Source organism: Microbacterium sp. bgisy189, assembly GCF_057707225.1.
The window spans coordinates 195,853-219,796 of the sequence record NZ_JBYIPT010000003.1 but is presented as its reverse complement, the minus strand read 5'-3'; the positions used below and the strand labels follow the sequence as shown (position 1 = coordinate 219,796).

19 protein-coding genes and 1 pseudogene are annotated in these 23,944 nt (G+C 70.0%); 13 read left to right on the top strand and 7 right to left on the bottom strand.

Features of this window, described 5'->3' with window-relative positions; translation table 11 throughout:
* Position 1: 1 nt before the first annotated feature.
* A complete protein-coding gene (locus AC3ENX_RS06320) occupies positions 2-691 on the bottom strand; it encodes a hypothetical protein (protein ID WP_434811010.1) in 690 nt (229 codons plus the stop codon).
* Positions 692-792: 101 nt separating this feature from the next.
* Here AC3ENX_RS06320 and AC3ENX_RS06315 point away from each other — a divergent pair, with 101 nt between their 5' ends.
* From AC3ENX_RS06315 to AC3ENX_RS06300, 4 genes are all read left to right on the top strand, one after another.
* Positions 793-4,524, top strand: a complete 3,732-nt coding sequence (locus AC3ENX_RS06315) for a proline dehydrogenase family protein (protein ID WP_434811009.1) — start codon at positions 793-795, stop codon at positions 4,522-4,524.
* An 89-nt stretch (positions 4,525-4,613) separates the two neighbouring features.
* Positions 4,614-5,051: a hypothetical protein gene (locus AC3ENX_RS06310; protein ID WP_434811007.1), complete on the top strand. Its 438-nt coding sequence runs from the start codon at positions 4,614-4,616 to the stop codon at positions 5,049-5,051.
* Positions 5,051-5,269 (top strand): helix-turn-helix transcriptional regulator, encoded by a 219-nt coding sequence (locus AC3ENX_RS06305; protein ID WP_434811006.1) that lies wholly within the window; start codon positions 5,051-5,053, stop codon positions 5,267-5,269. The genes AC3ENX_RS06310 and AC3ENX_RS06305 overlap by 1 nt, the downstream gene beginning before the upstream one ends.
* On the top strand, positions 5,266-6,243 hold the full coding sequence (locus tag AC3ENX_RS06300; RefSeq protein ID WP_434811004.1) for a quinone oxidoreductase family protein: 978 nt from the start codon (positions 5,266-5,268) through the stop codon (positions 6,241-6,243). The genes AC3ENX_RS06305 and AC3ENX_RS06300 overlap by 4 nt, the downstream gene beginning before the upstream one ends.
* Positions 6,244-6,498: 255 nt before the next feature.
* On the opposite strand, the gene AC3ENX_RS06295 is transcribed toward AC3ENX_RS06300, so the two are convergent.
* Positions 6,499-7,215 carry a hypothetical protein gene (locus AC3ENX_RS06295; protein WP_434811003.1) on the bottom strand — a complete coding sequence of 239 codons (717 nt, stop codon included), beginning with the start codon at positions 7,213-7,215 and terminating at the stop codon, positions 6,499-6,501.
* A 152-nt stretch (positions 7,216-7,367) separates the two neighbouring features.
* Here AC3ENX_RS06295 and ddaH point away from each other — a divergent pair, with 152 nt between their 5' ends.
* The 3 genes from ddaH to AC3ENX_RS06280 are packed head-to-tail and all read left to right on the top strand — an operon-like array spanning position 7,368 to position 10,228.
* Complete coding sequence (gene ddaH, locus AC3ENX_RS06290) at positions 7,368-8,255, top strand: dimethylargininase (RefSeq protein ID WP_434811002.1); 888 nt, start codon at positions 7,368-7,370, stop codon at positions 8,253-8,255.
* Positions 8,252-9,478, top strand: coding sequence for an ornithine--oxo-acid transaminase (gene rocD, locus AC3ENX_RS06285; RefSeq protein ID WP_434811001.1), 1,227 nt, complete (start codon positions 8,252-8,254; stop codon positions 9,476-9,478). The genes ddaH and rocD overlap by 4 nt, the downstream gene beginning before the upstream one ends.
* Positions 9,479-9,484: 6 nt before the next feature.
* The gene (locus AC3ENX_RS06280; RefSeq protein WP_434811000.1) at positions 9,485-10,228 is read left to right on the top strand and encodes a sulfite exporter TauE/SafE family protein; all 744 of its coding nucleotides are present in this window, start codon (positions 9,485-9,487) and stop codon (positions 10,226-10,228) included.
* A 443-nt stretch (positions 10,229-10,671) separates the two neighbouring features.
* On the opposite strand, the gene AC3ENX_RS06275 is transcribed toward AC3ENX_RS06280, so the two are convergent.
* Positions 10,672-12,024 carry an HNH endonuclease signature motif containing protein gene (locus AC3ENX_RS06275; protein ID WP_434810998.1) on the bottom strand — a complete coding sequence of 451 codons (1,353 nt, stop codon included), beginning with the start codon at positions 12,022-12,024 and terminating at the stop codon, positions 10,672-10,674.
* Between the two features lie 288 nt (positions 12,025-12,312).
* On the opposite strand from AC3ENX_RS06275, the gene AC3ENX_RS06270 reads away from it, so the two are divergent.
* The 6 genes from AC3ENX_RS06270 (at position 12,313) to AC3ENX_RS06245 (ending at position 18,765) form a co-directional block, all read left to right on the top strand.
* On the top strand, positions 12,313-13,758 hold the full coding sequence (locus AC3ENX_RS06270) for an alpha-N-arabinofuranosidase (protein WP_434810997.1): 1,446 nt from the start codon (positions 12,313-12,315) through the stop codon (positions 13,756-13,758).
* Positions 13,759-13,822: 64 nt separating this feature from the next.
* Entirely contained in the window at positions 13,823-14,830 is a 1,008-nt protein-coding gene (locus AC3ENX_RS06265) for a LacI family DNA-binding transcriptional regulator (RefSeq protein ID WP_434810996.1), read from the top strand.
* A gap of 101 nt (positions 14,831-14,931) precedes the next feature.
* Positions 14,932-16,602, top strand: coding sequence for a circularly permuted type 2 ATP-grasp protein (locus AC3ENX_RS06260; RefSeq protein ID WP_434810995.1), 1,671 nt, complete (start codon positions 14,932-14,934; stop codon positions 16,600-16,602).
* Positions 16,596-17,528, top strand: coding sequence for an alpha-E domain-containing protein (locus AC3ENX_RS06255; protein WP_434810994.1), 933 nt, complete (start codon positions 16,596-16,598; stop codon positions 17,526-17,528). The genes AC3ENX_RS06260 and AC3ENX_RS06255 overlap by 7 nt, the downstream gene beginning before the upstream one ends.
* Positions 17,525-18,370: a transglutaminase family protein gene (locus AC3ENX_RS06250; RefSeq protein ID WP_434810993.1), complete on the top strand. Its 846-nt coding sequence runs from the start codon at positions 17,525-17,527 to the stop codon at positions 18,368-18,370. Before AC3ENX_RS06255 ends, AC3ENX_RS06250 begins: the two co-directional genes overlap by 4 nt.
* 11 nt (positions 18,371-18,381) lie before the next feature.
* Complete coding sequence (locus AC3ENX_RS06245) at positions 18,382-18,765, top strand: VanZ family protein (RefSeq protein ID WP_434810991.1); 384 nt, start codon at positions 18,382-18,384, stop codon at positions 18,763-18,765.
* A gap of 109 nt (positions 18,766-18,874) precedes the next feature.
* On the opposite strand, the pseudogene AC3ENX_RS06240 reads toward AC3ENX_RS06245, so the two are convergent.
* The 4 genes and pseudogenes from AC3ENX_RS06240 to AC3ENX_RS06225 form a co-directional block, all read right to left on the bottom strand.
* Positions 18,875-19,851 (bottom strand): annotated as a pseudogene (locus tag AC3ENX_RS06240) (NAD(P)H-dependent flavin oxidoreductase).
* Positions 19,852-19,961: 110 nt separating this feature from the next.
* The gene (locus tag AC3ENX_RS06235) at positions 19,962-20,306 is read right to left on the bottom strand and encodes a hypothetical protein (protein WP_434810990.1); all 345 of its coding nucleotides are present in this window, start codon (positions 20,304-20,306) and stop codon (positions 19,962-19,964) included.
* Between the two features lie 59 nt (positions 20,307-20,365).
* Positions 20,366-21,787: a rhamnulokinase gene (locus AC3ENX_RS06230; RefSeq protein ID WP_434810989.1), complete on the bottom strand. Its 1,422-nt coding sequence runs from the start codon at positions 21,785-21,787 to the stop codon at positions 20,366-20,368.
* Between the two features lie 118 nt (positions 21,788-21,905).
* On the bottom strand, positions 21,906-23,942 hold the full coding sequence (locus AC3ENX_RS06225) for a bifunctional aldolase/short-chain dehydrogenase (protein WP_434810988.1): 2,037 nt from the start codon (positions 23,940-23,942) through the stop codon (positions 21,906-21,908).
* Positions 23,943-23,944: the final 2 nt, after the last annotated feature.

Genomic DNA, 23,944 nt, shown 5'->3' with positions numbered 1-23,944 from the left:
TTCACTGGGCATCACCCGCCCCGGCGTCCTCGAGTTCGATCGTCGCGATCGCGGCTGGCACGGGTTGCCCGCGATACTCGCCCGAGAACAGGATCACACCGGTCTCGACTACAGGGTCGAGCAGCGTCACCTCGAGCGTGTCGCCCTCGGCATAGCGATCCGCGGGCACGGTCCACGTGAAGGCGAGCGGCACCGGCACGTCAGGCTGCAACGTCGGAGATGTCGTGAGGTCATCTTCGCGGACGATGGCAGCCGCCGCTCGCTCATCATCGACCAACCGGATGGTGTTCTTGATGTCGGAGACGATGCCCGTGCCGACGGGACGGTCCCACAGGTTCTCGACACGGGTGAGCAGGACGAGGAGGCGTTCGCCTTCCGCCGGCGTCGCGCCGCTGCCTCTGAGCTCGTCGATGAGCACAGCACGGTCTATTTGAAGTGACAGGTATTCGCTGACGTGCGCCTCGCCTGCGCCCACATCGGCGAGCGCGACCACCTCTTCGGGAGCCGATCCCAGTCCGCCGAATGCTGCGGTCGCCGCCAGAAACAACCCGGTTCCGATCGCCGCGAACCACTTCGTGGGGACGCGATCGCTCGCTTTGCGCAACCTGCTGAACCGCGACGTGCGCGCGGCCTTCGCCGCGGTGGCGGATTCGCCGGACGCCGGCTGTGCGGGGTCGGCGGGCGAGGTCACAGCCGCAGTCTAGGAGGATGCCGCGTTCGCCGGTGCGATCGGCAGACGAAACGGCTCGAGACCACCGTCGCTCGGGACACCCGCCGACGTAGTCTGAAGCCATGCCAGCCTCCTCCTCTGCGGCGCCACAAGCGCCCACGGGCGACCTGGGCCGTCGGGCGATCGAGCTCGCGCGCCGCTGGGTCGACGAATCCGCCGACACCGATGTCGATGCCTCCGCCGAACGCCTCGCGGGCGTGCTGAAAGACCCGAACGGGCTGCCGTTCACGATCGGGTTCGTCGACGGGGTGATGCGCCCCGAGAGCGCGGTGGCCGCGGCATCCCGGTTGCAGCGGGTCGCGCCGCTCGTGCCCGACTTTCTGCCCTGGTATCTGCGCGGTGCGGTGCGCGCCGGTGGTGCGATCGCGCCGGTGCTGCCGGTGCCGACGGTGCCGATCGCGCGGCGGGTGCTTCGCGAGATGGTCGGTCACCTGATCGTCGACGCCCGCCCCGACAAGCTCGGCGAGGCGATCGCCCGCATCCGTGCGTCCGGCGCCCGGCTCAACCTGAACCTGCTGGGTGAGGCGGTGCTGGGCGAGACCGAAGCGAAGCGTCGACTCGACGGCATCCACGACCTCGTCCGCCGCGACGACGTCGACTACGTGTCGGTGAAGGTGTCGGCGATCATCAGCCGCATCACGATGTGGGCGTTCGATCAGGTCGTCGACGACGTCGTCGAGCGGCTGCTGCCGCTGTATCTCAGCGCCGCCGAGGACGGCACCTTCATCAACCTCGATATGGAGGAGTACCGCGACCTCGACCTGACGATCGCGGTGTTCACCCGTCTGCTCGAAGACCCGCGCCTGCAGGGCCTCGAAGCCGGCATCGTGCTGCAGGCCTACCTGCCCGACGCTCTGCCCGCATTGCGCGAACTCACCGCCTGGGCGCAGGGTCGTGTCGCCGCCGGCGGCGCGCGCATCAAGGTGCGGCTCGTGAAGGGCGCGAACCTCGCGATGGAACGCGTGGATGCCGTCATGCACGACTGGCCGCTCGCCACCCACGCCAGCAAGCTCGACACCGACGCGAGCTACATCGCGTGCCTGCGCGAAGCGCTGCAGCCCGAGCACACGGCCGCCGTGCGCGTCGGCGTCGCGGGGCACAACCTGTTCGACGTCGCGTACGCCTGGGAGCTCGCGCGCGATCGCGGCGTCACCGACGACATCGAGTTCGAGATGCTGCTGGGCATGGCTCAGGGCCAGGTGCAGGCGGTCGCCCGCGAGGTCGGCCACGTGCTGCTGTATGTGCCGGTCGTTCGCCCCGACGAGTTCGACGTCGCCATCAGCTACCTCGTGCGCCGGCTGGAGGAGAACGCGTCGAGCGAGAACTTCCTCTCCGCCGCGTTCGACCTCGATGAAGATCCCGCCCTGTTCGACCGCGAGCGCGACCGGTTCATCGCATCGCTCGAGCGCGCCGACGATCCGTCGCTGCCGGTCGGCCCGAACCGCACACAGGACCGCACCGCGACCGCGTTCGCACCCGAGCCGGCCTCGCGTCGTCTCACGCGCGACGCCGATGACGACGCCGCGCTCACGCAGGCCGTGCTGGGCATCGCCCGCTCGCAGGCGGTCGATCCCGAAGAGACGCAGCCGCTCGAACCCGCCGCCGAGCAGCTGCTGTTCGGCGGCCAGCCCTACGTCGAGACCGCCGTGTTCGCGCCACGTGAGCGCGACGCGCACGCCAGCGGCGCACCCGGGTTCCGCAATGCCGCAGACTCCGACCCGGCGTTGCCCGCCAACCGCGACTGGGCCCACGGCATCCTCGCCCGCGTCGAGTCGTCGACAGCGGGGGATGCCACGATCGCAGCGGCCCGCATCGACGACGCCGAGGTGCTCGAAGAACGCATCCGCTGCGTGCGCGAAGCCGCCGACGCGTGGGGTTCGACCCCGGCGACCGACCGCGCCGCCGTGCTGATGGCCGCCGCCCGTGCGCTCGAAGCGCGGCGCGGCGAGCTGATCGAGGTCGCCGCGTCCGAGACGGGCAAGGTGTTCGCCGAGGCCGACGTCGAAGTGTCAGAAGCCGTCGACTTCGCCGCCTACTACGCCGCGACAGCGCGCGAACTCGACCGCGTGAGCGGCGCCGTGTTCGTGCCCGCCCGACTCACGCTCGTGACACCGCCGTGGAACTTTCCGGTCGCGATTCCGGCCGGCGGGGTGCTGGCAGCGCTCGCCGCAGGATCGGGCGTCGTCTTCAAGCCGGCCCCGCAAGCGCGCCGGTGCGCCGCCGTGGTGGCCGAGGCGCTGTGGACCGCGTTGGATGCCGCCGGCGTCTCGCGCGACCTGCTGACCCTCGTCGACATCGACGAGGGCGAGCTCGGGCAGCGTCTCGTCTCGCATCCAGACGTGGACCGCGTCATCCTCACCGGCGCGTGGGACACGGCCGCGCTGTTCCGGTCGTGGCGCACCGACCTGCCGCTGCTTGCCGAGACCAGCGGCAAGAACGCCATGATCATCACCCCGTCGGCCGACCTGGATCTCGCCGCGGCAGACCTCGTGCGCAGCGCCTTCGGACATGCGGGGCAGAAGTGCTCGGCGGCATCCATCGCGATCCTCGTCGGTTCGGTGAGCCGTTCGGAGCGGTTCTCGCGGCAGCTGCTCGATGCGGTCTCGTCGCTGCACGTGGGGCTGCCGACCGATCCGCGCACCGAGATGGGGCCGGTCGTCGAGCCGCCGCGCGGCAAGCTCGAGTGGGCACTCACGACCCTCGACGAGGGCGAACGCTGGCTCATCGAACCCCACCGCGTCGAGACGACGCCCGAGTACGAAGGGCGATTGTGGTCGCCCGGTGTGCGTGTGGGCGTGCAGCCGGGGTCGCGCACGCACCTCGAGGAGTTCTTCGGCCCGATGCTCGGCATCTTGCACGCGCCGAACCTGACCCGTGCGATCGAACTGCAGAACGCCGTCGCGTACGGGCTGACCGCGGGGCTCTACACGCAGAACCCCGACGAGCTGGCGCAATGGCTCGACGAGGTGCAGGCGGGCAACCTGTACGTCAATCGCGGCATCACCGGCGCGATCGTGCAGCGCCAGCCGTTCGGCGGCTGGAAGCGCTCGTCGGTCGGCCCCGGCACGAAGGCCGGGGGCCCGAACTACCTCGTCGGGCTCGGCTCGTGGCGGGCGTCGTCGGGTGCCGCGCCCTCGTCGACCCTGCATCTGCGCGGACTCGACACCCGCATCACGACCGTCATCGAGGCGGCGCAGCCGACCCTCGACTACGCCGCGTTCGACTGGCTGCGCCGCGGCGCCCTGTCGGACGCGCTCGTGTGGGATCGCGAGTTCGGCCAGGTGCGCGACGTCTCGCAGCTCGGGGTCGAGCGCAATCTGTTCCGGTACCGCCCGGTGCCCGTCGCGATCCGCGCGACGAAGGATGCCACGTGGCACGGTCTGCTGCGTGTCGTCGTCGCGGGTGTGCGCGCCGGAGCGCGGTTCACCCTCAGCACGCCGGTAGGGCTGCCGGCAGAGGTGCGGCATGCGCTCGGCGAGCTCGACGTGCCGGTGTTCCTCGAGTCCGACGACGAGTGGCTGCAGCGCATCAGTGGGCGCGCCACGCCTGTCGAGGGCGAGACGGCGGAGCCGCGTGCGACCCGCGTGCGGCTGGTCGGCTCGACCGAGTCGGTCGCCGAGACGCGGGCCCGCATCGCCGAGGCGACCTCGGGCGACCCCGACCTCGCCGTCTACGACAACGAGGTGACCACCGCCGGACGCCTCGAACTGCTGCCGTTCCTGCATGAGCAGTCGATCACGATCACCGCGCACCGCTTCGGCAACCGCGACGACTGGAGTGCCGAGGTCATCTGAACCACTCACCGGTGTAAAGAATACTTGACACGCAGCGAGCAGCGCGCGTACGCTCCGATGTAAAGAATCCTTGACATCGGAGGTGGGGCGTGAACATCGGATACGCCGAACGGATCACGTGGTCGCAGCTCATCGCGAGCCCGATCGCGATCACGGTCTACCTCGTGCTCGTGCTGCCGCAGCTCTCGCGCGGCATCGAGCGCGTCGACTGGGTGGCACCCATGCTGTGGGCGATCGGCGTCGGCATCGTCGTCTCGATCGCGCTCAGCATCGCCTGGGGCATCGTCGCCGGCATGCGTGACGCCGGTGAGCAGCACGTGATGGATCAGCGCGACCGTGAGATCGAGCGCTTCGGCGACCGCGTCGGGCAGGCGTTCCTGGTGCTCGGCGGGCTTGCCGGCCTGGCGCTCGCCATGCTCGACGCCGCGTCGTTCTGGATCGGCAACGCACTGTTCGCGGGCTTCTTCGTCTCGGCCTTCGTCGGCACGATCGCACGATTGGTCGCCTACCGCCGAGGGTTCCAGTGATGGTGCGCCCCACTCGCGTCACGAACATCATCCGTGCCCTTCGTGAGGATGCCGGCATGACCCAAGCCGACCTCGCGGGCCGGATCGGGGTCACCCGGCAAACCCTCATCGCACTCGAGCAGGGCAAGTACTCGCCGACGCTCGAACTCGCCTTCCAGATCTCGCACGCGCTCGGGCGCCCGCTCGACGCCGTCTTTCAGTACCCGGAGGAACCATGACCGACACGATGACCGCCTGGACGCAGGACGCCTACGGCGGCCCAGACGTCGTGCAGCCCCGCGAGGTCCCCGTGCCGACGCCGGGGGCCGGAGAGGTGCGTATCGACATCGCCGCGACGGCATTGAACTCGGCCGACGTGCGCATCATGCGCGGCGAGCCCCTGATCGTGCGCGCAGCCTTCGGCCTCACGCGTCCGAAGACCCCCGTCCCAGGTCGCGATGTCGCAGGTCGCGTCGCGGCACTCGGGCCCGACGTCACCGGCTTCCGGGTCGGTGACCGGGTCGTGGGGGAGTTGCCGGGCGGGGGACTGGCGGCATCCGTCGTCGCGCGCGCCGCGTCGCTCGTCGCGATACCCGACGGCGTCTCCGACGAGACGGCGGCCGCGCTCCCGCTCGCGGGCGGCACGGCCTGGCAAGCGCTCGAGAAGGCGGCGGTCGAACGCGGCGACCGGGTGCTCGTGCTCGGCGCGGGCGGCGGTGTCGGTCTCTATGTCGTGCGGCTCGCGGCGCTGCGCGGCGCGCACGTGCACGCGCTCACCCGGCCCGACGCGATGGATGCCGCGGCAGCACAGGGCGCCGCCGAAACCGGTGACCGCGATCAGAACCTCACGAACTGGCCGCGCGACGCGTGGGATGCGATTATCGTGCTCGGCGGTGACGCGCCACTGCCGGTGCTGCAGCGACTGCTCCGCGACGGCGGCACCATCGTCAGCGTCTCGGGTGGCACCGGTCGCGTGCTCGGACCGCTCGGGCGGATGCTGCACGGCGCGATCCGGTCGAACCGTCGCCGACGCATCCGCGCGCTCGCCGCGACCGCGAAACCCGAGGTCACCGAGCGGCTGCTGCACCTCGCAGCCGACGGGCAGCTCCGACCGCACATCTCGGCGACCTGGCCGCGCTCGCGTGCCGGAGCGGCGCTGCGCGCGATGGATGCCGGCGGCGTCACCGGCAAGCTCGTCGTGACGGCGGAGTGAATCGGGTCTCGATACACCGCGCCTGCGGCGCGGCACTCGACCATTGGGTGGCACGACCACCGGGGCCCGAAGAAAAACATCTTATCTTTCTGGCATCCAGGTGCGGCCTGCCGCCACCATGGGAGGGACGCAGGGGAGCGTCACAAGGAATTCAGGCGGGTCGCCGTTCCAGCACTCTCGACCGCCGAGCCTCACCCGAGAACCCGAGCGACATCGCCGCTGGGGTCGGAGACATTCGGCCCCGGGGCGGGTCGTCTAGTCGCGCGGTGCGTCGGGCACCATGAATTCGTTGACGAGTGCGCGCACGCCCAGTGCGAACAGCGTCCAGGTGCCGTCCGGCGCTTCGTCTTCAGCGGTGAACGTGTAGGTGGGATGCTCGATGCCTTCGAGCGCCCGCACCGCGAACCCTTCTCCCAGCGCCGCCATCGCCTCGGTGAAGTCATCGAGGGTGAGCGGCTCGCGCATTCGAAGGCCGTACGACTTCATGAGCAGGCTGTAGAACTCCGCGTAGGCGGCGGTCGACTCGTAATGTCGCTCGCGGCTGGCCTCGGTGAGTTCGGGCCACGTGTGCGCGGTCGTGCGCAACGCCAGCGCGATGAGGAACGCCTGCGAGTCGAGCGGGTTGTCGCCCGCGGCATCCGCACCCGTCGCGCTGCGCACGTGCGATGCGGCGGCGGCGCGGATGACGTCGTCACCGGGTGCGCCCGATTCGATGAGCTCCTTGACGGCCGCCATGACCGCGTCGGCAGGTGATGCGGCACGCAGTTTGACCATCGCGACGGCGAGGTCGCGCTGGTAGTCGGTCTGGTCGGCCCACAGCCGGTAGGCAGCGCCTGTGGTCAGTCCGGCGCGGCGCAGCACGTCTTGCAGACGGATGTGCTGCACGCCCGCGCTGACCCCGCGTTCGAGCAGCATCTGCATGCCGATGCGGATCAGCAGCTCACGCGTCTGGTCGCCGGTGCGTCGCGTCATGCTCTCAGACTGGCAGAATCGGCCGCTTCACGCCCAGGGCTGGGCACGGATGCCGTGACACAATGGTCGAGGCGTGCCCGGACAGTCGGCTCTTCGGCAGCTCCGCCGGGCCCCTGGACAGCGTCCGCCGTCCGCCCCAGATCAGGAGCGAAATGTCCTCGCAGCAGCCCGTCGCGGGCCTCGACGCACCCGAGCGCGTCGCGCACCGACGCCGGTATCTCATGTGCCGGCCCGAGCACTTCACGGTGCGGTATTCGATCAACCCGTGGATGGAGCCTGCTCGCCCCACCGACACCGCAAAGGCCGTCGCGCAGTGGCAGGAACTGTACGACACCTACCTTCGGCTCGGGCACACGGTCGAGCTGATCGACCCGGTGCCGAGGCTGCCCGACATGGTCTACACCGCCAACGGCGGCTTCGTGATCGACGGTGTCGCGCTCGGCGTGCGGTTCCGCGTCGACGAGCGCCGCGGTGAAGAGCAGCCGTTCATGGAGTGGTTCGCAGACCACGGCTTCGACGTCGTGCGCCCGACAGCGGTGCAGGAGGGCGAAGGCGACTTCCTGCTCGTAGGCGACGCGATCCTCGCCGGCACCGGCTTCCGCTCGTCGACGGGCGGCCACGAAGAGGTCGCCGCCGTGTTCGGCCGCGACGTCATCTCGCTCACCCTCGTCGACCCCCGCTTCTACCACCTCGACACCGCGATCGCCGTGCTCGACCCCGTGCAGGGCGTCGGCGGGGTGGATGCCGCGAACATCGCCTACCTGCCCGCCGCATTCGACGAGGCATCGCAGCGGGTGCTCGCGGAGCGGTTCCCCAACGCGATCCGCGTCTCAGACGCCGACGGGGCCGTGTTCGGGTTGAACGCGGCATCCGACGGGCGTCACGTCTTCATCTCGCCGCGCGCGACCGACTTCGCCGAACAGCTGCGCGCCCGCGGCTACGTTCCCGTGCCGATCGACCTGTCCGAGCTGCTGCTCGGCGGCGGCGGCATCAAGTGCTGCACGCTCGAACTGCGTGATCGTCCGGAAGGAATCCGATGACCGTCCACACCCCGCAGCCCGCGACCGCCGCCATCGGCATCATCGCGTCCGAAGCAGACCATGTCGCACGCAACTATTCGCCGCTGCCGGTCGTCCTCAGCCGCGGCGAGGGCGCATGGGTCACCGACGTCGAGGGCAAGCGGTACCTCGATCTCCTGTCGGCGTACTCCGCCGTGAACTTCGGCCACCGGCATCCCGCGCTCATCGCCGTCGCGAACGAGCAGCTCGGCCGCCTCACCCTCACCAGCCGCGCGTTCCACAACGACAAGCTCGGCGCCTTCGCGACGGCGCTCGCAGGGTTGTGTGGAAAGGACCTCGTGCTGCCGATGAACACGGGCGCCGAGGCCGTCGAGACCGGCATCAAGGTGGCGCGGGCGTGGGCGTACCGGGTCAAGGGCGTCACGGACGGTGCCGCGAACATCATCGTCGCCAACGGCAACTTCCACGGACGCACCACCACCATCGTGGGCTTCAGCGACGACCCCGTCGCCCACGACGACTTCGGACCGTACGGGGCCGGGTTCCGCTCGGTGCCGTTCGGTGACGCGGCGGCGCTGGAAGCCGCGATCGACGACGATACCGCCGCCGTGCTGCTCGAGCCGATCCAGGGCGAGGCCGGTGTCGTCATTCCGCCGGAGGGCTACCTGCGTGCCGTGCGCGAGATCTGCGACCGCCGCGGCGTGCTGATGATCGCCGACGAGATCCAGTCGGGACTCGGCCGTGCAGGCACCACGTTCGCGTGCGATCGCGAGGCCGTCGTGCCCGACGTGTACCTGCTCGGCAAGGCGCTCGGCGGCGGCATCGTGCCGCTGTCGGCAGTCGTCGCCGACGAGGCCGTGCTCGGCGTGCTGCGACCGGGCGAGCACGGCTCGACGTTCGGCGGCAACCCGCTGGCCTGTGCGATCGGCACGCAGGTCGTCGAGATGCTCGCTTCGGGTGAGTTCCAGACGCGCGCGCAGGCACTCGGCGAGCACCTCGAGGCGAAGCTCGAGGGACTCATCGGCTCCGGCGTCACCGCCGTGCGTGTCGCCGGGCTCTGGGCCGGCGTCGACATCGACCCTGCCGTCGGCACGGGGCGCGACGTCGCCGAGAAGCTGCTCGGACGCGGCGTGCTCGTGAAGGACACCCACGGGCAGACGGTGCGCATTGCGCCGCCGCTCGTGATCCGTGCGACCGAGATCGATTGGGCCGTCGAGCAGCTGCGCGTCGTGCTCGCCGGCTGAGCCGCCATGCCCGACCTCGGGGTACTGGGGTGGGCGGCGCTCGCCGTCGCCGCCCTCGTCATCGGGATGTCGAAGACGGCGCTGCCGGGGGCCGGAACTGTTGCGGTCGCGCTGTTCGCCGCGGTGCTGCCCGCCAAGCAGTCCACCGGCACGATTCTGCTGCTGCTGATCCTCGCTGACGTGTTCGCCGTCGTCGCCTACCGGCGGCACGCTGACTTCCGCGCGCTGCTGCGCCTCGCACCGGCGGTGATCGTCGGAATGCTGGCCGGCATCGCGTTCCTGGCGGTCTCCGATGACCACCTCGTGCGCATCGTGATCGCCGGCATCCTGCTGTTGGTCATCGCGATCACCCTGTTGCGTCGACACATGCGACGCGTCGTGGAGGGGGAGGGGTCGCACCGCGTCGCGGCCGGCGTCTACGGCACGCTCGGCGGGTTCACGACGATGGTCGCCAACGCGGCAGGGCCGGTCATGTCGATGTACTTCCTCGCGGCGCGGTTCTCGGTGAAGGAGTTCTTGGGGACGGCCGCCTGGTTCTTCGCGATCGTGAACGTCGCGAAGGTGCCGTTCCTCGTCGGCCTCGGCATGATCACCCCGACCGGGCTGCTGATCGACGCCGTGCTCGCACCGCTCGTCATCGTGTCGGCACTCGCTGGTCGGTGGGTCGCCTCGCGTATCGATCAGACGGTGTTCGAGCGGCTCGTCATTGCGCTCACGGTCGCCGGCGCGATCTATCTGCTCGTCGCCTGACCCGGGATTCCGCGATCCCCTCGAGACCTCCGTCTCTCGGATGGTCATGTCGCAGAACAACTTCACGACCTCGACGGCGGTCGGCCTCTCCCACCGTGGGTGGCAATTCGGTCGCGACCGGCATGGCGACGATCGCGCTGGGGCGTTCGCTGGTGGATGCCGGGCTGTCGACGTCGCGTATTCCTGTCGCGTTGTGAGCGGGGCGGGGCGCGCGGGCTGTCGGTGCGATTGCTGGTTGCGTCGTGGGGCGTGGGCGTGTCACGGTGACGTCATGAGCAGTCGTTGCGAGCAGTGTCGGGCGCGGTTGCGAGACGGTGGGCACCGGACGAGCACGCGGGTGCTGTGCGCGGATTGCTATGCGTCGTTCGCCGGGTTGGCTGCGGGGTACATGGCGGGCGGCACGGTCGAGCAGGCGATCGCGACGGAGGGGTGGTTCAAGCGCCTCAGAAGGGCGGGGGATCGGCGCGAGTCGTGATGCCGGTGGGGCTCGTCCAGACCGGGTCGTCGGTTGCGGGATCTCGTGCGAGCCGCCAGAGGGTTTCGTCTTTGATGCGGTGATGCGATTCGCACAGCGGGTCGAGGTTGTGTCGGTCGGTGGCGCCGCCGTGTTCGACTCGCTGGCGATGGTCGATGTCGCAGTCGTGGGCGGAGCGGCCGCAGCCGGGGAAGATGCAGGTGCCGCGGCGGACGGCGAGCCAGCGGCGCAGGCGCTTGGGGATGCGGCGGCTGCGTCGGTCGACGTCGATCGTGCTGCTGGTGATCGGGTCGGTGAGTACCCGAACCCAGTCCTTTGATCCGGCGGCGAGGCGCCGTGCGGTGTCGAGGTCGATCGGGCCGTATCCGTCGAGTGTTGCGGGCTGGTCGTCGTGGCCGAGCAGGGTGAGCGCGGGGATCGTGATGAACACGGTCGCGTTGATGTTGTCCTCACCACCGGTGAGCAGGTCGGCGAAGATATCGGCGCGCAGTTCGGCCAATGATCGCGTTTCGCCGGGTGCGTGCTGGAGTTCGCGGGCGCGAGTGTCGAGCGCACGTTCGATCGCCTTCACCTGTACGGCGGGCAGGAGCGCTGTCACGCTGCCCATGCCGTCGAGTTCGGGGGCGACCCATACGTCGCGATCTGCGGCGGCGCGCGTGTGCCGGGTTTCGAGGGACTCTGCGTACACGCGCTCGCGGGCCGCGCGGGCGCGGGTCTTGAATCGTGCCGGTGTCAACGTGGTGGCTGCGGCGGACACGGCCGCGTCAAATGCGGTCCAGGTGTGCGGCTCGTCGGCGGGAAGTGAATCGGCGAGGGATGCGGCGGTCGTCGCATTCTGTTCCGAGATGTCGCCGGCGAGGTACCCGCGCCACGTCAGCGGGAGGCGAGTCGACAGGACTGCGGCTCGGTGTGCCCGTGAGCGGATCGTGGTCTCTGAGAGCCGAACGCGTGTGGCGAGGTCGGCGGCCGCTGACCGCACCGCGAACTCGCGTCGCTCCCGTCGGACGGCGCCGATCGTTCGCCCACGCGGGTCGGACCAATCCGGGTCACCGGTCGGGTCGGGTCCCACCCAGGCGTCGGGGGAGTCGGCGGCTTCGTCGAGCACCGTGCGGAACAACTGATCCTGCTCGGCGGCGAGGGCGCGGGAGCGGCGTGCCAGGTTCTCGACATGTCGGTCTGTGCGCTGCGGCTCGTCATCGGGAAGCTCGTCGAGGAGCTCGGGAAACTCTCCCGCGAAGACACGCTCAGCCAGCTCCGCGAAGGACAGCTCGACGACGGCGTCCGGCAGATCCAGCTCTGCGCCACTCGTCGAAATCTTCATACTTTGACACTACGCAGGGGTTCCGACATTGGGATATTCGGACGCATCTGTCGGGTTGATACGAGCCCGCGAGCGAGTGTGCGAGTAACCGAGCTGGAGAAGCGCCTCGATCGAGTCGAGAGTGAACTCGCGATTCGTAACATGTCGCGTGGAAAGCATGTATCGATACAATATCGAGCAGGTTCCTGGGCCATGGAAGGACCCGAGACTCTGTCAACGCCGACAGGAGAACAGGCCGCCGCCTGACCGAACCGACCGCACGACCAGACCGAAAGGCCTCACCCACCCATGATCCGCATCGACGCCGCCACGGCGACGCACCAGATCGACCGTCGCATCTACGGCCAGTTCGCCGAGCACCTCGGCCGCTGCGTGTACGAGGGATTGTGGGTGGGTGAGGACTCACCGATCGCCCATCACAACGGCATCCGCACCGACGTGATCGCGGCGCTCCGCCACATCAAGGTGCCGCTCGTGCGTTGGCCCGGCGGCTGCTTCGCCGACGAATACCACTGGCTGAAGGGTGTCGGCGACGACCGGCAGCCGATGGTGAACACCCACTGGGGCGGAGTCGTCGAACCGAATACGTTCGGCACCCACGAGTACTTCGAACTGCTGAACCAGCTCGATGCCGAGGCGTACATCAACGGCAACGTCGGCAGCGGCACGGTCGCCGAGATGCACGACTGGATCGAATACATGACGCTCGACAGCACGGCGCCGATGGCCGAGCTGCGCAAGCGGCACGGGCGTGAACAGCCGTGGAAGGTGGAGTTCTTCGGCGTCGGCAACGAGAGCTGGGGATGCGGTGGCAACATGCTGCCGCTGCACTACGCCAACCAATACCGGCAGTACCAGACGTACGTGCGCAAGTACGGCGCCGAGCCCATCGCGAAGATCGCGTGCGGGGCCAACTCGGACGACTACGAGTGGACCGACGTGCTCATGGCCCGCGCCGCCGACCACATGGACGGCCTCAGCCTGCACTACTACACGCTGCCCACAGGGGAATGGTCGGTGAAGGGCGCGGCGACCGGCTTCGACGACCACGCCTGGCACGAGACACTGCGCCAGACCCGTCGCATGGACGAGCTCATCACGCGGCACAGCGGCATCATGGACCGCTACGACCCGGCAAAGCGCGTCTCGCTCATCGTCGACGAGTGGGGCACTTGGTACGACGTGGAGGAGGGTACGAACCCGGGCTTCTTGTACCAGCAGAACACGCAGCGCGACGCGCTGGTCGCCGCGATCAACCTCAATATCTTCCACCGCCACGGCGACCGGGTCCGCATGGCCAACATCGCGCAGATGGTCAACGTGCTGCAGGCGATGATCCTCACCGACGGTGCCGCCATGGTCACCACGCCGACCTACCACGTGTTCGACCTGTACACCGATCACCAGGACGCGACCTTCATCCCGACCGCGCGCGGCGCCCTCGGGGCCGACGGCGAACTGACGGTGTCGGGCAAGGACGGCGCGATCACCCTCAGCGCCGCCAACACCTCGCTCACGACCGAGATCGAGGCCGAGTTCGAGTTCACCGAGCCGGTCGACGAGGTGCTGCGAGCGCAGCTGCTCGCCCCGGCCGCGCCCGGCGACCACAACACCTTCGAGACACCGGATGCCGTCGCACTCACCGACCTCACCGTCTCGGTCGATGGGCGCCGCGTCTCGTTCACGCTGCCGCCGCACGCTGTCGCGACCGTCCGGGTGCGCCCGCGTGGGTGAACCCGGCCGGGGCGTGTCACGATAGCGAGGCGTGTCACGATAGCGGGGTGAGGGGAGCGACGCCATGACCACGATGCAGGACGTCGCCCGGCACGCCGGCGTCTCGGTCATGACCGTCTCGAACGTCGTCAACCACCACCCTCACGTACGGGATTCGACGCGCGAGAAGGTGCTCGCCTCGATCGCCGCGCTCGGCTATCACGTCAACGCCGCCGCGCGCAGCCTCCGCCAGGGGCGCACCGGTGTCATCGGCCTCGCCGTGCCCGAGGTCGACCGCCCGTACTTCGGCCTGCTCGCGACCCTGCTCATCGAACGCGCCGCCCGCGACGGGTTCGAACTCGTCATCGAACAGACGGGCGCCCGACGCGACCGCGAACTGGATGCCATCACCCGGTCGCGTCTGCGCAGCTACGACGGCCTCGTGCTGCACGCCGCCGAACTGCACGACGACGACGCGACACTGCTGCGCGGCGACTTTCCGATCGTCGTGCTGGGGGAGCGCGGGTACACGTCGCCGCTCGACCACGTCGAGATGGCCAACGCCAAAGGCGCGGCGCTCGCCAGTGAACATCTGGTCTCGCGCGGCTCGCGCCGCATCGCGATGCTCGGCGGACGCGTCGGCGACCCCGACGACATCGACGTCGCCACCCTGCGCACAGGCGGGTACCGTGAGGCGCTCGCCGCCGCCGGCATCCCCTTCGACGCGGCGCTCGTGCGCGCTGCGGCCTACACCTTCGAAGGCGGGCGGGATGCGGCGGGGCTGCTCATCGACGAGATCGCCGACGTCGACGGCATCCTGTGCGCGACGGACGTCGTCGCGATCGGCGCCATGCGCGCCCTGCGCGAACGTGGCCTGCGCGTGCCCGAAGACGTGCGCGTCATCGGGTTCGACGACGTGCCGCTCGACGCATTCCTCACCCCCTCGCTCAGCTCGATCGCACCCGACCACGAAGCCATGGCCGACGCTGCGATCAGCATGCTCACCGAACGCATCTCGGGCACCAGGGCGCCCGGCGAATACCGCTCCTTCGTCGCCGACGTGCGGCTCATGGCGCGCGAATCCACCGCCTGATCGCCGCTGCGCGCGACGCGCGTCGTAACCGACATTCGTCGGGTGCGCAAGGCCCCGAACGGGAAACACCGTCGCAACACCTGGGCCGTTAGGCTCGTCGCATGGGTGACCTGTTCGACGGATACGGATCCACGGCGGCGCCGCGCAAAACCGCTTCAGGTGTGCCGGCGTTCGACGAGATGTTCAGCACGCCCCCGACTTCGCGCGCGGCCTATCGGGAGCTCTACCAGGCGTTGGCGCAGATGACGCAGGAAGAGCTGCGTGGGCGCACCGATTCGCTCGCCAGCTCGTATCTGGCGCAGGGCGTCACGTTCGACTTCGCCGGCGAAGAGCGGCCCTTCCCGCTCGACGCGGTGCCCCGCATCATCCCGTTCGATGAATGGTCGCAGGTCGAGAAGGGCGTGCAGCAGCGCGTGCGGGCGCTCGAGGCGTTCCTCGACGACGCGTACGGGCACCAGCACTGCGTCCGCGACGGCGTGCTGCCCGCGAAGCTCATCGCGTCGTCGCAGTACTTCTACCGGCAGGCCGCCGGCATCCACTCCGCCAACGGCGTGCGCATCCAGGTGTCGGGCATCGACCTGATCCGCGACGAGCACGGCGAGATGCGCGTGCTCGAAGACAACGTGCGCGTGCCCTCGGGCGTCAGTTACGTCATCTCGAACCGTCGTGTCATGGCGCAGACCCTGCCCGAGCTGTTCGTCTCGATGCACGTGCGACCCGTCGGCGACTACCCGAACAAGCTGCTGCAGGCCCTGCGCGCATCGGCCCCGCCCGGCGTCGACGACCCGAACGTCGTCGTACTCACCCCCGGTGTCTACAACTCGGCGTACTTCGAGCACACGCTGCTCGCGCGCCTCATGGGTGTCGAACTCGTCGAGGGCCGCGACCTGCTGTGCCAGGGCGGCAAGGTGTTCATGCGCACCACCCGCGGCCCCCGCCGGGTCGACGTCATCTACCGCCGCGTCGACGACGACTTCCTCGACCCGCTGCAGTTCCGCGCCGACTCGATGCTCGGCGCCCCCGGCCTCATGCTCGCCGCACGCCTCGGCAACGTCACGATCGCCAACGCGGTCGGCAACGGCGTCGCCGACGACAAGCTCCTCTACACGTACGTGCCAGACCTCATCCGGTACTACCTGGCCGAAGAGCCCATTCTCAAGAACGTCGACACGTGGCGGCTCGAAGAGCCCGACGCGCTCGAAGAGGTGCTCGACCGGCTCGACGAACTCGTCGTCAAGCCCGTCGACGGCTCGGGCGGCAAGGGCCTCGTCGTCGGCCCCGACGCGTCGCGCGGTGAGCTCGACGAACTGCGCAAGAAGCTGCTCGCCGACCCGCGCGGCTGGATCGCGCAGCCGGTCGTCATGCTCTCGACCATCCCGACGCTCGTCGAAGACGGCCTGCAGCCCCGCCACGCCGACCTGCGGCCCTTCGCCGTCAACAACGGCGACGAGGTGTGGGTGCTGCCCGGCGGACTCACCCGCGTCGCCCTCCCCGAAGGCCAGCTCGTCGTCAACTCGTCGCAGGGCGGCGGGTCGAAAGACACCTGGATCGTCGGCGGATCGGCGCCCGGTCGCCCCGAGTACGGACAGCGCCAGCAGCCCGACGTCGCCGGCATCGTCGAAGAGCAGGCCGCCGTCACCGAGGCGATCTCGATCATCTACGACCCGCAAGAGCTGCAGGTGCATTCACCGCAGGACCAGCCGGCCGGCCGCTCCGAACAGGAGCAGCAACAACAGCAGGGCCGTGACGAGGGAGGTGCGTCGACATGCTGAGCCGCATCGCCGAATCGCTGTTCTGGATCGGACGCTACATCGAGCGTTCCGACGGCACCGCCCGCATCCTCGACGTGCACCTGCAGCTGCTGCTCGAAGACCCGTGGATCGACGAAGACACCGCATGCCGCTCGCTCATGGGCGTCATGGGCTCCTTCCCGCCGGCCGACACCGAGCGGGTGACGCGCAGCGCCGTGCTCACCCACCTCGCCGTCGACCGCACGAACCCGTCGAGCATCGCCTACGCCGTGCAGGCCGCCCGCGAGAACGCACGCCGCGCCCGCGAGATCGTCTCCACCGAACTGTGGGAGACCCTCAACACCACCTACTCGCGTATGCCCCGTCGCCTCAACGACGAGAAGGTGCACGAGTTCTTCCAGTGGGTGCGTGAGCGTGCCGCGCTCGCCGTCGGCATCACCGACAACTCCACGAGCCGAGACGAGTCGTGGCAGTTCTTCACGCTCGGTCGCGCGATCGAACGCACCGACATGACGGCGCGGATGCTGGCGACCCGGTCGCTCACCGAGGCATCCGGTCCGTCGTGGACGACCATCCTCCGCTCCTGCGGTGCGTACGAGGCGTACCTGCGCACCTACCGCGGCATGCCGAGCGCGTCGAACGCGGCAGAGTTCCTGCTGCTCGACCGGCTGTTCCCGCGGTCGATCATCCACTCGATCCAGATGGCCGAGCAGTGCATGAGCGCGATCGACCCCGTCGCCGACCGCGTCGGACACTCCAACACCGTGCTGCGTGCGCTCGGCCGCATCCGCAACGACCTCGAGTACCGCCCCATCGGCGAGATCATCGACGACCTGCCCGAGCACATGGACCAAGTGCAGAAGGTGACGCGCGAGGCGAGCGAGGCGATCCGCGGAAGATTCTTCCCCACGCACGCCGAGCCGAGCTGGATCGGAGAGACCTCATGAAGCGCCTGCGCATCGAGCACGCCACCGGCTTCACCTACCCGGGTGATGTCGGTGCGAGCTACAACGAAGCCCGCATGACGCCGAACTCAACCGACAGCCAGTTCGTGCTGAGCGCGCAGCTCGATCTCGAACCGTCGACCGGTGTCAATTACTTCACCGACTACTTCGGCACCCGCGTCGCCTCGTTCGACGTGCTCGCCGCCCACTCCGCGCTCATGATCACGGCGCGATCACTCGTCGAGGTGCGTCCGCGGCCCGTCGAGCACGCCGAGGTCACCTGGGACGAGCTGGCGGAAGACGCCGTCGGCTCGGTCGCGACCGTCGAGATGATGGGCCAGACCGCTCGCACCGCGCCGCACGCAGAGGTCGCCGAGCTCGCCACGCGCATCGCCGCCGAGCACGCGAACCCGTCCGAAGCGGCACTCGCGATCGCCCGCGCAGTGGGCGATGCCGTCGACTACATGCCCGGCGTCACCGGCGTGCACTCGACCGCGGCCGAAGCATGGACCGAACGCAAGGGTGTGTGTCAGGACATCGCGCACATCACGCTCGGCGCACTGCGAGCCGTCGGCATCCCCGCCCGCTACGTGTCGGGCTACCTGCATCCCAACCCGGATGCCGAGGTGGGCGTCGCCGTCACCGGTGAGTCGCACGCGTGGATCGAGTGGTACGACGGTTCGTGGCAGGGCTTCGACCCGACGAACAACGTCGAGATCGGCGACCGCCACGTGCTCGTCGGCCGAGGCCGCGACTACAACGACGTGCCCCCGCTGCGCGGCGTGTACGCCGGCGGCCACAAGGGTGAGCTGCTCGTGAAGGTGACCATCACTCGCGAGGCGTGAGCGGGGCCGGCGTGGGTTCGGAGCCTCTCGCGCGCGACCGATGGCGAACCGCCGCGTGGGTGCTGTTCGCGCTCGCGTGCGCCGCGAACCTGTACGGTCTGTTCGCGCCGTCGCAGCCGGGGCCGGGGCTGCCGGGCGGTCTCGACAAGGTCGCGCATGCGGCGAGCTTCGCGTCGATCATGATCACGGGCATGTTCGCCGGCATCCGGGCGGTGCCGCTCGCCATCGTGCTCACGGTGCACGCGATCGGGTCGGAGCTGCTGCAGGGCTGGCTGCTCGCCGATCGCGCCGCCGACCCGTGGGATGTCGTCGCCGACCTCATCGGGGTGGGGCTGGGCTGGGCCGCGATCTGGCTCTCGGCGCGAGGTGCGGCGCGGCGACGCGCGGGCGGGTAGCCGCGCTGGTCGCGTTCGCAGCGCAGGAGAAATCACCAGGACAGGATGATCCGGCGCGAAACGTCCTGTTGCGGTGATTTCTCCTGTTGCGGTGCGGGATGCCGGGGCGTCAGGCCCGGGGCAGCCCGGCGGCGAGTTCGGCGAACACCTCGGCCGCCGTGTCGAGGCGGGCGAGCGGGGCGGACTGGCCCGACCACAGCGACTGCAGGTCGCCTTCGCCGACACGGTTCGCCTCTGTCCGCAGGGCCCCGACCACCCACGCCTGCGCCGGGAACGGCGCGATCGGGCCGGACTCGACCGTCTCGATGAGGGTGTTGCGGATGCCGCGGGCCAGCCGCCCCGTCGCCGCCCGGGTGAGGACCGTGCCGGCGTCGGTGACGGCATCCAGTGCGGCGCGGTGCGCGGCGCTCGCCGCCGACTCGCGGGTGCGCAGGAACCCGGTGCCGACCTGCACCGCGTCGGCGCCGAGCGCGAACGCGGCGGCGACCCGCGCCGGTCCGCGATGCCGCCCGCCGCGATCACCGGGATGTCGACGGCGTCGACGACCTGCGGCACCAGCGAGAACAGGCCGACGAGCGACCGCTCCGCCGGTTGCAGAAAGCTCACCCGATGCCCGCCGGCCTCGAAGCCGCTCGCGACGACGGCATCCGCCCCGGCCGCCTCGACCTCGCGTGCCTCGGCGACCGTCGTCGCCGCACCGACGACCCGGGTGCCGCGCTCGTGCGCCGCGTCCACCCACGCGCGCGGCGGCATGCCGAACACGAAACTCGTGACCGCAGGGGCGGCCTCGAGCACCGCATCCAGTTGCGCGTCGACGTCGGGCGCCGACGGGATGCCGGAGGGGAGAGGGATGCCGAGCCGTTCGTACAGCGGCGCGACCGTGCGCAGCGGCTCGGTGAGGTCGACCTGGTCGGCGGGGACTTCGTCGCCGGCGGGCACCCAGAGGTTCACGGCGAACGGGCGGTCGGTTGCCGCGCGCAGGGCGGCCACCGTCTCGTGGATGCGCTCGGGGGAGTAGCCGTACAGCCCGAACGACCCGAGCCCGCCCGCCTCGCTCACCGCCGCGGTCAGCGCGACCGACGACATGCCGCCGAACGGGCCGAGGACGATCGGGCGGTCGAGTTCGAAGAGCGTCATGCCTCCAGCATGCCGCGCTGGGAGCTTCCGCGGGGGGGGGGGGGGGGGGCGTCGCGCCCTCAGCGTGCCGCGGCGCCGAACGGGCAGGCGGGTGGTTCCGCCATGCCGAGCCAGTGCGTTCCGGCCGCGTCGACGGCACCACGGAATCCGCCGACGCCGATCGGTTCCCGCAGTTCTTCAGCGAACGCCTGGCCAGACGACTCGGGATCGTCGGGCGCTGCGTGCGGCGGGAACGTGAACCGCCCGCCGAGGATGAGCTCGGGATCGATCGTGCGCCGGTATACGACGCAGATCGACGTGTCGGATTCGACCCATGCCCCTAAGACCTCGACATCGTCTCGGAAGTACCGCAACACGTCGAGAAGCGTCGCATCGAGTACACGTTGCGCGTCGGATCGTCCCATGCCCCGATTCTCGCAGGCCACGCGCCGGTCGTTGAGCGAGCGCAGCGAGACGAAACGTGTCAGCTACGCGGTTCGAAGCGCTGCAGGTCGACCGACGCCCGCACCGCGGCACGCAGGGTCTCGAGCGTCGCGTGCTCGCCGAACCAGCCGTGGGCGCGGGCCTGCACGAGCACATTGCCGAGGGCAGTCGCCTCGACCGGGCCGGCGAGCACCGGCAGACCGGTGCGGTCGGCGGTCGACTGGCACAGCAGCCGGTTCAGCGACCCGCCGCCGACGACGTGGACGACTTCGAGCGTGCGTTCACTGAGGGATGCGGCGGTGGCCACGGCATCCGCGAACGCCGCCGCGATCGACTCGACGATCACCCGGGCGAACCCGGCGCGCGTCTCGGGCACCGGTTTGCCATCCCGCCGCAGCAGCGCGGCGATGCGTGCGGGCATGTCGCCCGGCGCCGACAGCGACTCGTCGTTCGCGTCGAACACGGCAATGTCGCCCTCGACGGCAGCGGCTTCGGCGAGCAGCGCGGGCAGGTCGATCGTCTCGCCGGACTCGGCCTCCCACGCGCGCACCGACTCACTCAGCAGCCACAGTCCCGTGACGTTGTGGAGGAACCGGATGCGGCCGTCCACGCCGCCCTCGTTCGTGAAGTTCGCTTCGCGGGCGGCGTCGGTGACGACCGGCTCGTCGAGCTCGACCCCTACGAGCCCCCACGTGCCGCATGAGATGTACGCGGCGGTCGCGGCATCCGACATCGGCACCGCGACGACCGCCGACGCCGTGTCGTGCGACCCGACCGCGATGACCGGCACCTCGGCGCCGACACCGTCGTGGCCATCGGTCCGGGTCGTGCCGAGCGCGGCGCCGGGGTCGACGAGCGGGGGCAGCAGGTCGGTGCGGATGCCGAGGCGCTGCGCCAGGTCGGCATCCCACGCGCCTGTCGACACGTCGAGCAGGCCGGTCGTCGACGCGTTCGTGCGCTCGGCGGCGACCGCGCCGGTGAGCAGCCAGGCGACGAGATCCGGGATCAGCAACACGCCGTCCGCGGTGTCGAGGCCGCGCTCGACAGCGAGCTGGTACAGCGTGTTGAACGGCAGGAACTGCAGGCCATTGCGGCGATACAGCTCGTCGAACGGCACCTGCGCGTGCACCGCCTCGACCCCTGCCGTGGTGCGCTCGTCGCGGTAGTGGAACGGCTCGCCGCGCAGCTCGCCGCCCTCGATGACGCCGTAGTCGACGGCCCACGAGTCGATGCCGATCGACGCGATGCCCGGCTCACGGCGCAGCGCCTCGCGCAGCCCCGCGACGATGTGCCCGCGGAGCGCCGAGAAGTCCCAGTGCAGCGAGCCGTCGGCATCCGCGACCGGCCCGTTCGGGAACCGCGCCACCTGCTCAAGCTCGAGCACGCCATCGCCGACCCGCCCGATCATGACCCTCCCACTCGTCGCGCCGAGGTCGACGGCCGCGACGACGCCGCCGGTCATGAGGTCGCTCCTCGCCACGTTTCGTCTCGCTGCGCTCGCTCAACGACCGGTTGGGACATCTCGGTCGCCCCGCGAGGAGCGAAGCGACGAGACGAAACGCGCAACGCCGCGACGCTGTTCATCGCAGGAACGCGGCGGCGACACCGGAGTCGACGGGGATGTGCAGTCCCGTGGTGCGGCTCAGCTCGGGGCCGGTCAGCACGAACACGGCGTCGGCGACGTTCTCGGGCACGACCTCGCGCTTGAGGATGGTGCGGTTGGCGTAGAACTGGCCCAAGTCCTCCTCGGCGACCCCGTAGGTCGCGGCGCGGTTGGCGCCCCAGCCCGACGCGAAGATGCCGGAGCCGCGGACGACGCCGTCGGGGTTGATGCCGTTGACGCGGATGCCGAACTCGCCGAGTTCGACGGCCAGCAGCCGCACCTGGTGGGCCTGGTCGGCTTTGGCCGCCGAGTACGCGATGTTGTTGGGGCCGGCGAACACCGAGTTCTTCGACGAGATGTAGATGATGTCGCCGCCGAGCTGCTGGTCGATGAGGATCTTCGCGGCCGCCTTCGACACCAGGAACGAGCCCTTCGCCATCACGTCGTGCTGCAGGTCCCAGTCCTTCTCGGTCGTCTCCAGCAGCGGCTTGCTCAGCGACAGGCCCGCGTTGTTGATCACGAGGTCGACGCCGCCGAAGGCGAGGACCGCGGCATCCAGCGCCGCCTGGATCGCGTCGGCATCTGCGACGTTCGCCGCGACGCCGATCGCGACATCCGTGCCGCCGAGGTCGGCAGCGGCGGCCTGCGCCTTCTCGAGGTCGAGGTCGGCGATGACGACGCACGCGCCCTCTGCCGCCAGGCGCACCGCGATGGCCTTGCCGATGCCCCCGGCGGCGCCGGTGACGAACGCGACGCGGCCCTGGTGGGTCTTCGGCTTCGGCATGCGCTGCAGCTTCGCCTCTTCGAGCGCCCAGTACTCGATGCGGAACTTCTCGGCATCCGAAATGGGCGTGTACGTCGACAGCGCCTCGGCGCCGCGCATCACATTGATCGCGTTGACGTAGAACTCACCCGCGACGCGCGCGGTCTGCTTGTTCGCGCCGTAGCTGAACATGCCGACCCCGGGCACGAGCACGATGAGCGGGTCGGCGCCGCGGATCGCGGGGGACTCGGCGGTCGCGTGGGCGTCGTAGTACGCCTGGTAGTCCTCGCGGTACGCGGCGTGCAGTTCGTGCAGGCGGGCGATCTGGTCCTCCACCGATGCCGTGGCCGGCAGGTCGAGGATGAGCGGCTTCACCTTCGTGCGCAAGAAGTGATCGGGGCAGCTCGTGCCGAGCGCCGCGAGGGCGGGCGCCTGCTCGGATGCCAGGAACTCGAGCACCGCATCGCTGTCGGTGTAGTGGCCCAGCATCGGCTTGTCGGTCGACGCGATCCCGCGGATTGTCGGCGCGAGTGCCGCAGCACGGGCGTGGCGCTCGGCCTCGGGCAGCGCCTCGAAGCCGGCACGCACGCCGCCGAACGGGTCGGCCTTGCCGTGCTCTGCGATGTAGGCCGCGGCCGTGTCGATGATCCACAGCGAGTTGGCCTCCGACTCTTCGCTCGTGTCACCCCACGCGGTGATGCCGTGGCCACCCAGGATGCACCCGATCGCCGCGGGGTTCTGCGCCTTGATCTCGGCGATGTCGAGCCCGAGCTGGAAGCCGGGGCGGCGCCACGGCACCCACACCACCTTGTCGCCGAAGATCTTGGCGGTGAGCTCCTCGCCGTCGGCGGCGGTCGCGATGGCGATGCCCGAGTCGGGGTGCAGGTGGTCGACGTGCGCGGCATCCACCAGTCCGTGCATGGCGGTGTCGATCGACGGGGCGGCGCCTCCCTTGCCGTGCAGGCAGTAGTCGAACGCGGCGACCATCTCGTCCTCACGGTCGACACCCGGGTAGACGTCGACCAGCGCGCGCATGCGGTCGAGGCGCAGCACCGCGAGCCCCTCGGGCTTGAGCGTGCCGAGGTCGCCGCCCGAGCCCTTGACCCACAGCAGCTCGACGGGCTCGCCGGTGACCGGATCGGTCTCGGTGCCCTTGGCCGACGTGTTGCCGCCGGCGTAGTTCGTGTTCTTGGGGTCGGCGCCCAGGCGGTTGCTTCGCGCGATCAGCTCAGCGGCGGTGGGGTTCGTCATGG

Coding starts and splice junctions, on each gene's coding strand:
- AC3ENX_RS06315 (WP_434811009.1), top strand. CDS start 793: ATGCCAGCCTCCTCCTCTGCGGCGCCACAAGCGCCCACGGGCGACCTG.
- AC3ENX_RS06305 (WP_434811006.1), top strand. CDS start 5,051: ATGGTGCGCCCCACTCGCGTCACGAACATCATCCGTGCCCTTCGTGAG.
- AC3ENX_RS06300 (WP_434811004.1), top strand. CDS start 5,266: ATGACCGACACGATGACCGCCTGGACGCAGGACGCCTACGGCGGCCCA.
- AC3ENX_RS06295 (WP_434811003.1), bottom strand. CDS start 7,215: ATGACGCGACGCACCGGCGACCAGACGCGTGAGCTGCTGATCCGCATC.
- ddaH (WP_434811002.1), top strand. CDS start 7,368: ATGTCCTCGCAGCAGCCCGTCGCGGGCCTCGACGCACCCGAGCGCGTC.
- rocD (WP_434811001.1), top strand. CDS start 8,252: ATGACCGTCCACACCCCGCAGCCCGCGACCGCCGCCATCGGCATCATC.
- AC3ENX_RS06280 (WP_434811000.1), top strand. CDS start 9,485: ATGCCCGACCTCGGGGTACTGGGGTGGGCGGCGCTCGCCGTCGCCGCC.
- AC3ENX_RS06275 (WP_434810998.1), bottom strand. CDS start 12,024: ATGAAGATTTCGACGAGTGGCGCAGAGCTGGATCTGCCGGACGCCGTC.
- AC3ENX_RS06270 (WP_434810997.1), top strand. CDS start 12,313: ATGATCCGCATCGACGCCGCCACGGCGACGCACCAGATCGACCGTCGC.
- AC3ENX_RS06265 (WP_434810996.1), top strand. CDS start 13,823: ATGACCACGATGCAGGACGTCGCCCGGCACGCCGGCGTCTCGGTCATG.
- AC3ENX_RS06260 (WP_434810995.1), top strand. CDS start 14,932: ATGGGTGACCTGTTCGACGGATACGGATCCACGGCGGCGCCGCGCAAA.
- AC3ENX_RS06255 (WP_434810994.1), top strand. CDS start 16,596: ATGCTGAGCCGCATCGCCGAATCGCTGTTCTGGATCGGACGCTACATC.
- AC3ENX_RS06250 (WP_434810993.1), top strand. CDS start 17,525: ATGAAGCGCCTGCGCATCGAGCACGCCACCGGCTTCACCTACCCGGGT.
- AC3ENX_RS06235 (WP_434810990.1), bottom strand. CDS start 20,306: ATGGGACGATCCGACGCGCAACGTGTACTCGATGCGACGCTTCTCGAC.
- AC3ENX_RS06230 (WP_434810989.1), bottom strand. CDS start 21,787: ATGACCGGCGGCGTCGTCGCGGCCGTCGACCTCGGCGCGACGAGTGGG.
- AC3ENX_RS06225 (WP_434810988.1), bottom strand. CDS start 23,942: ATGACGAACCCCACCGCCGCTGAGCTGATCGCGCGAAGCAACCGCCTG.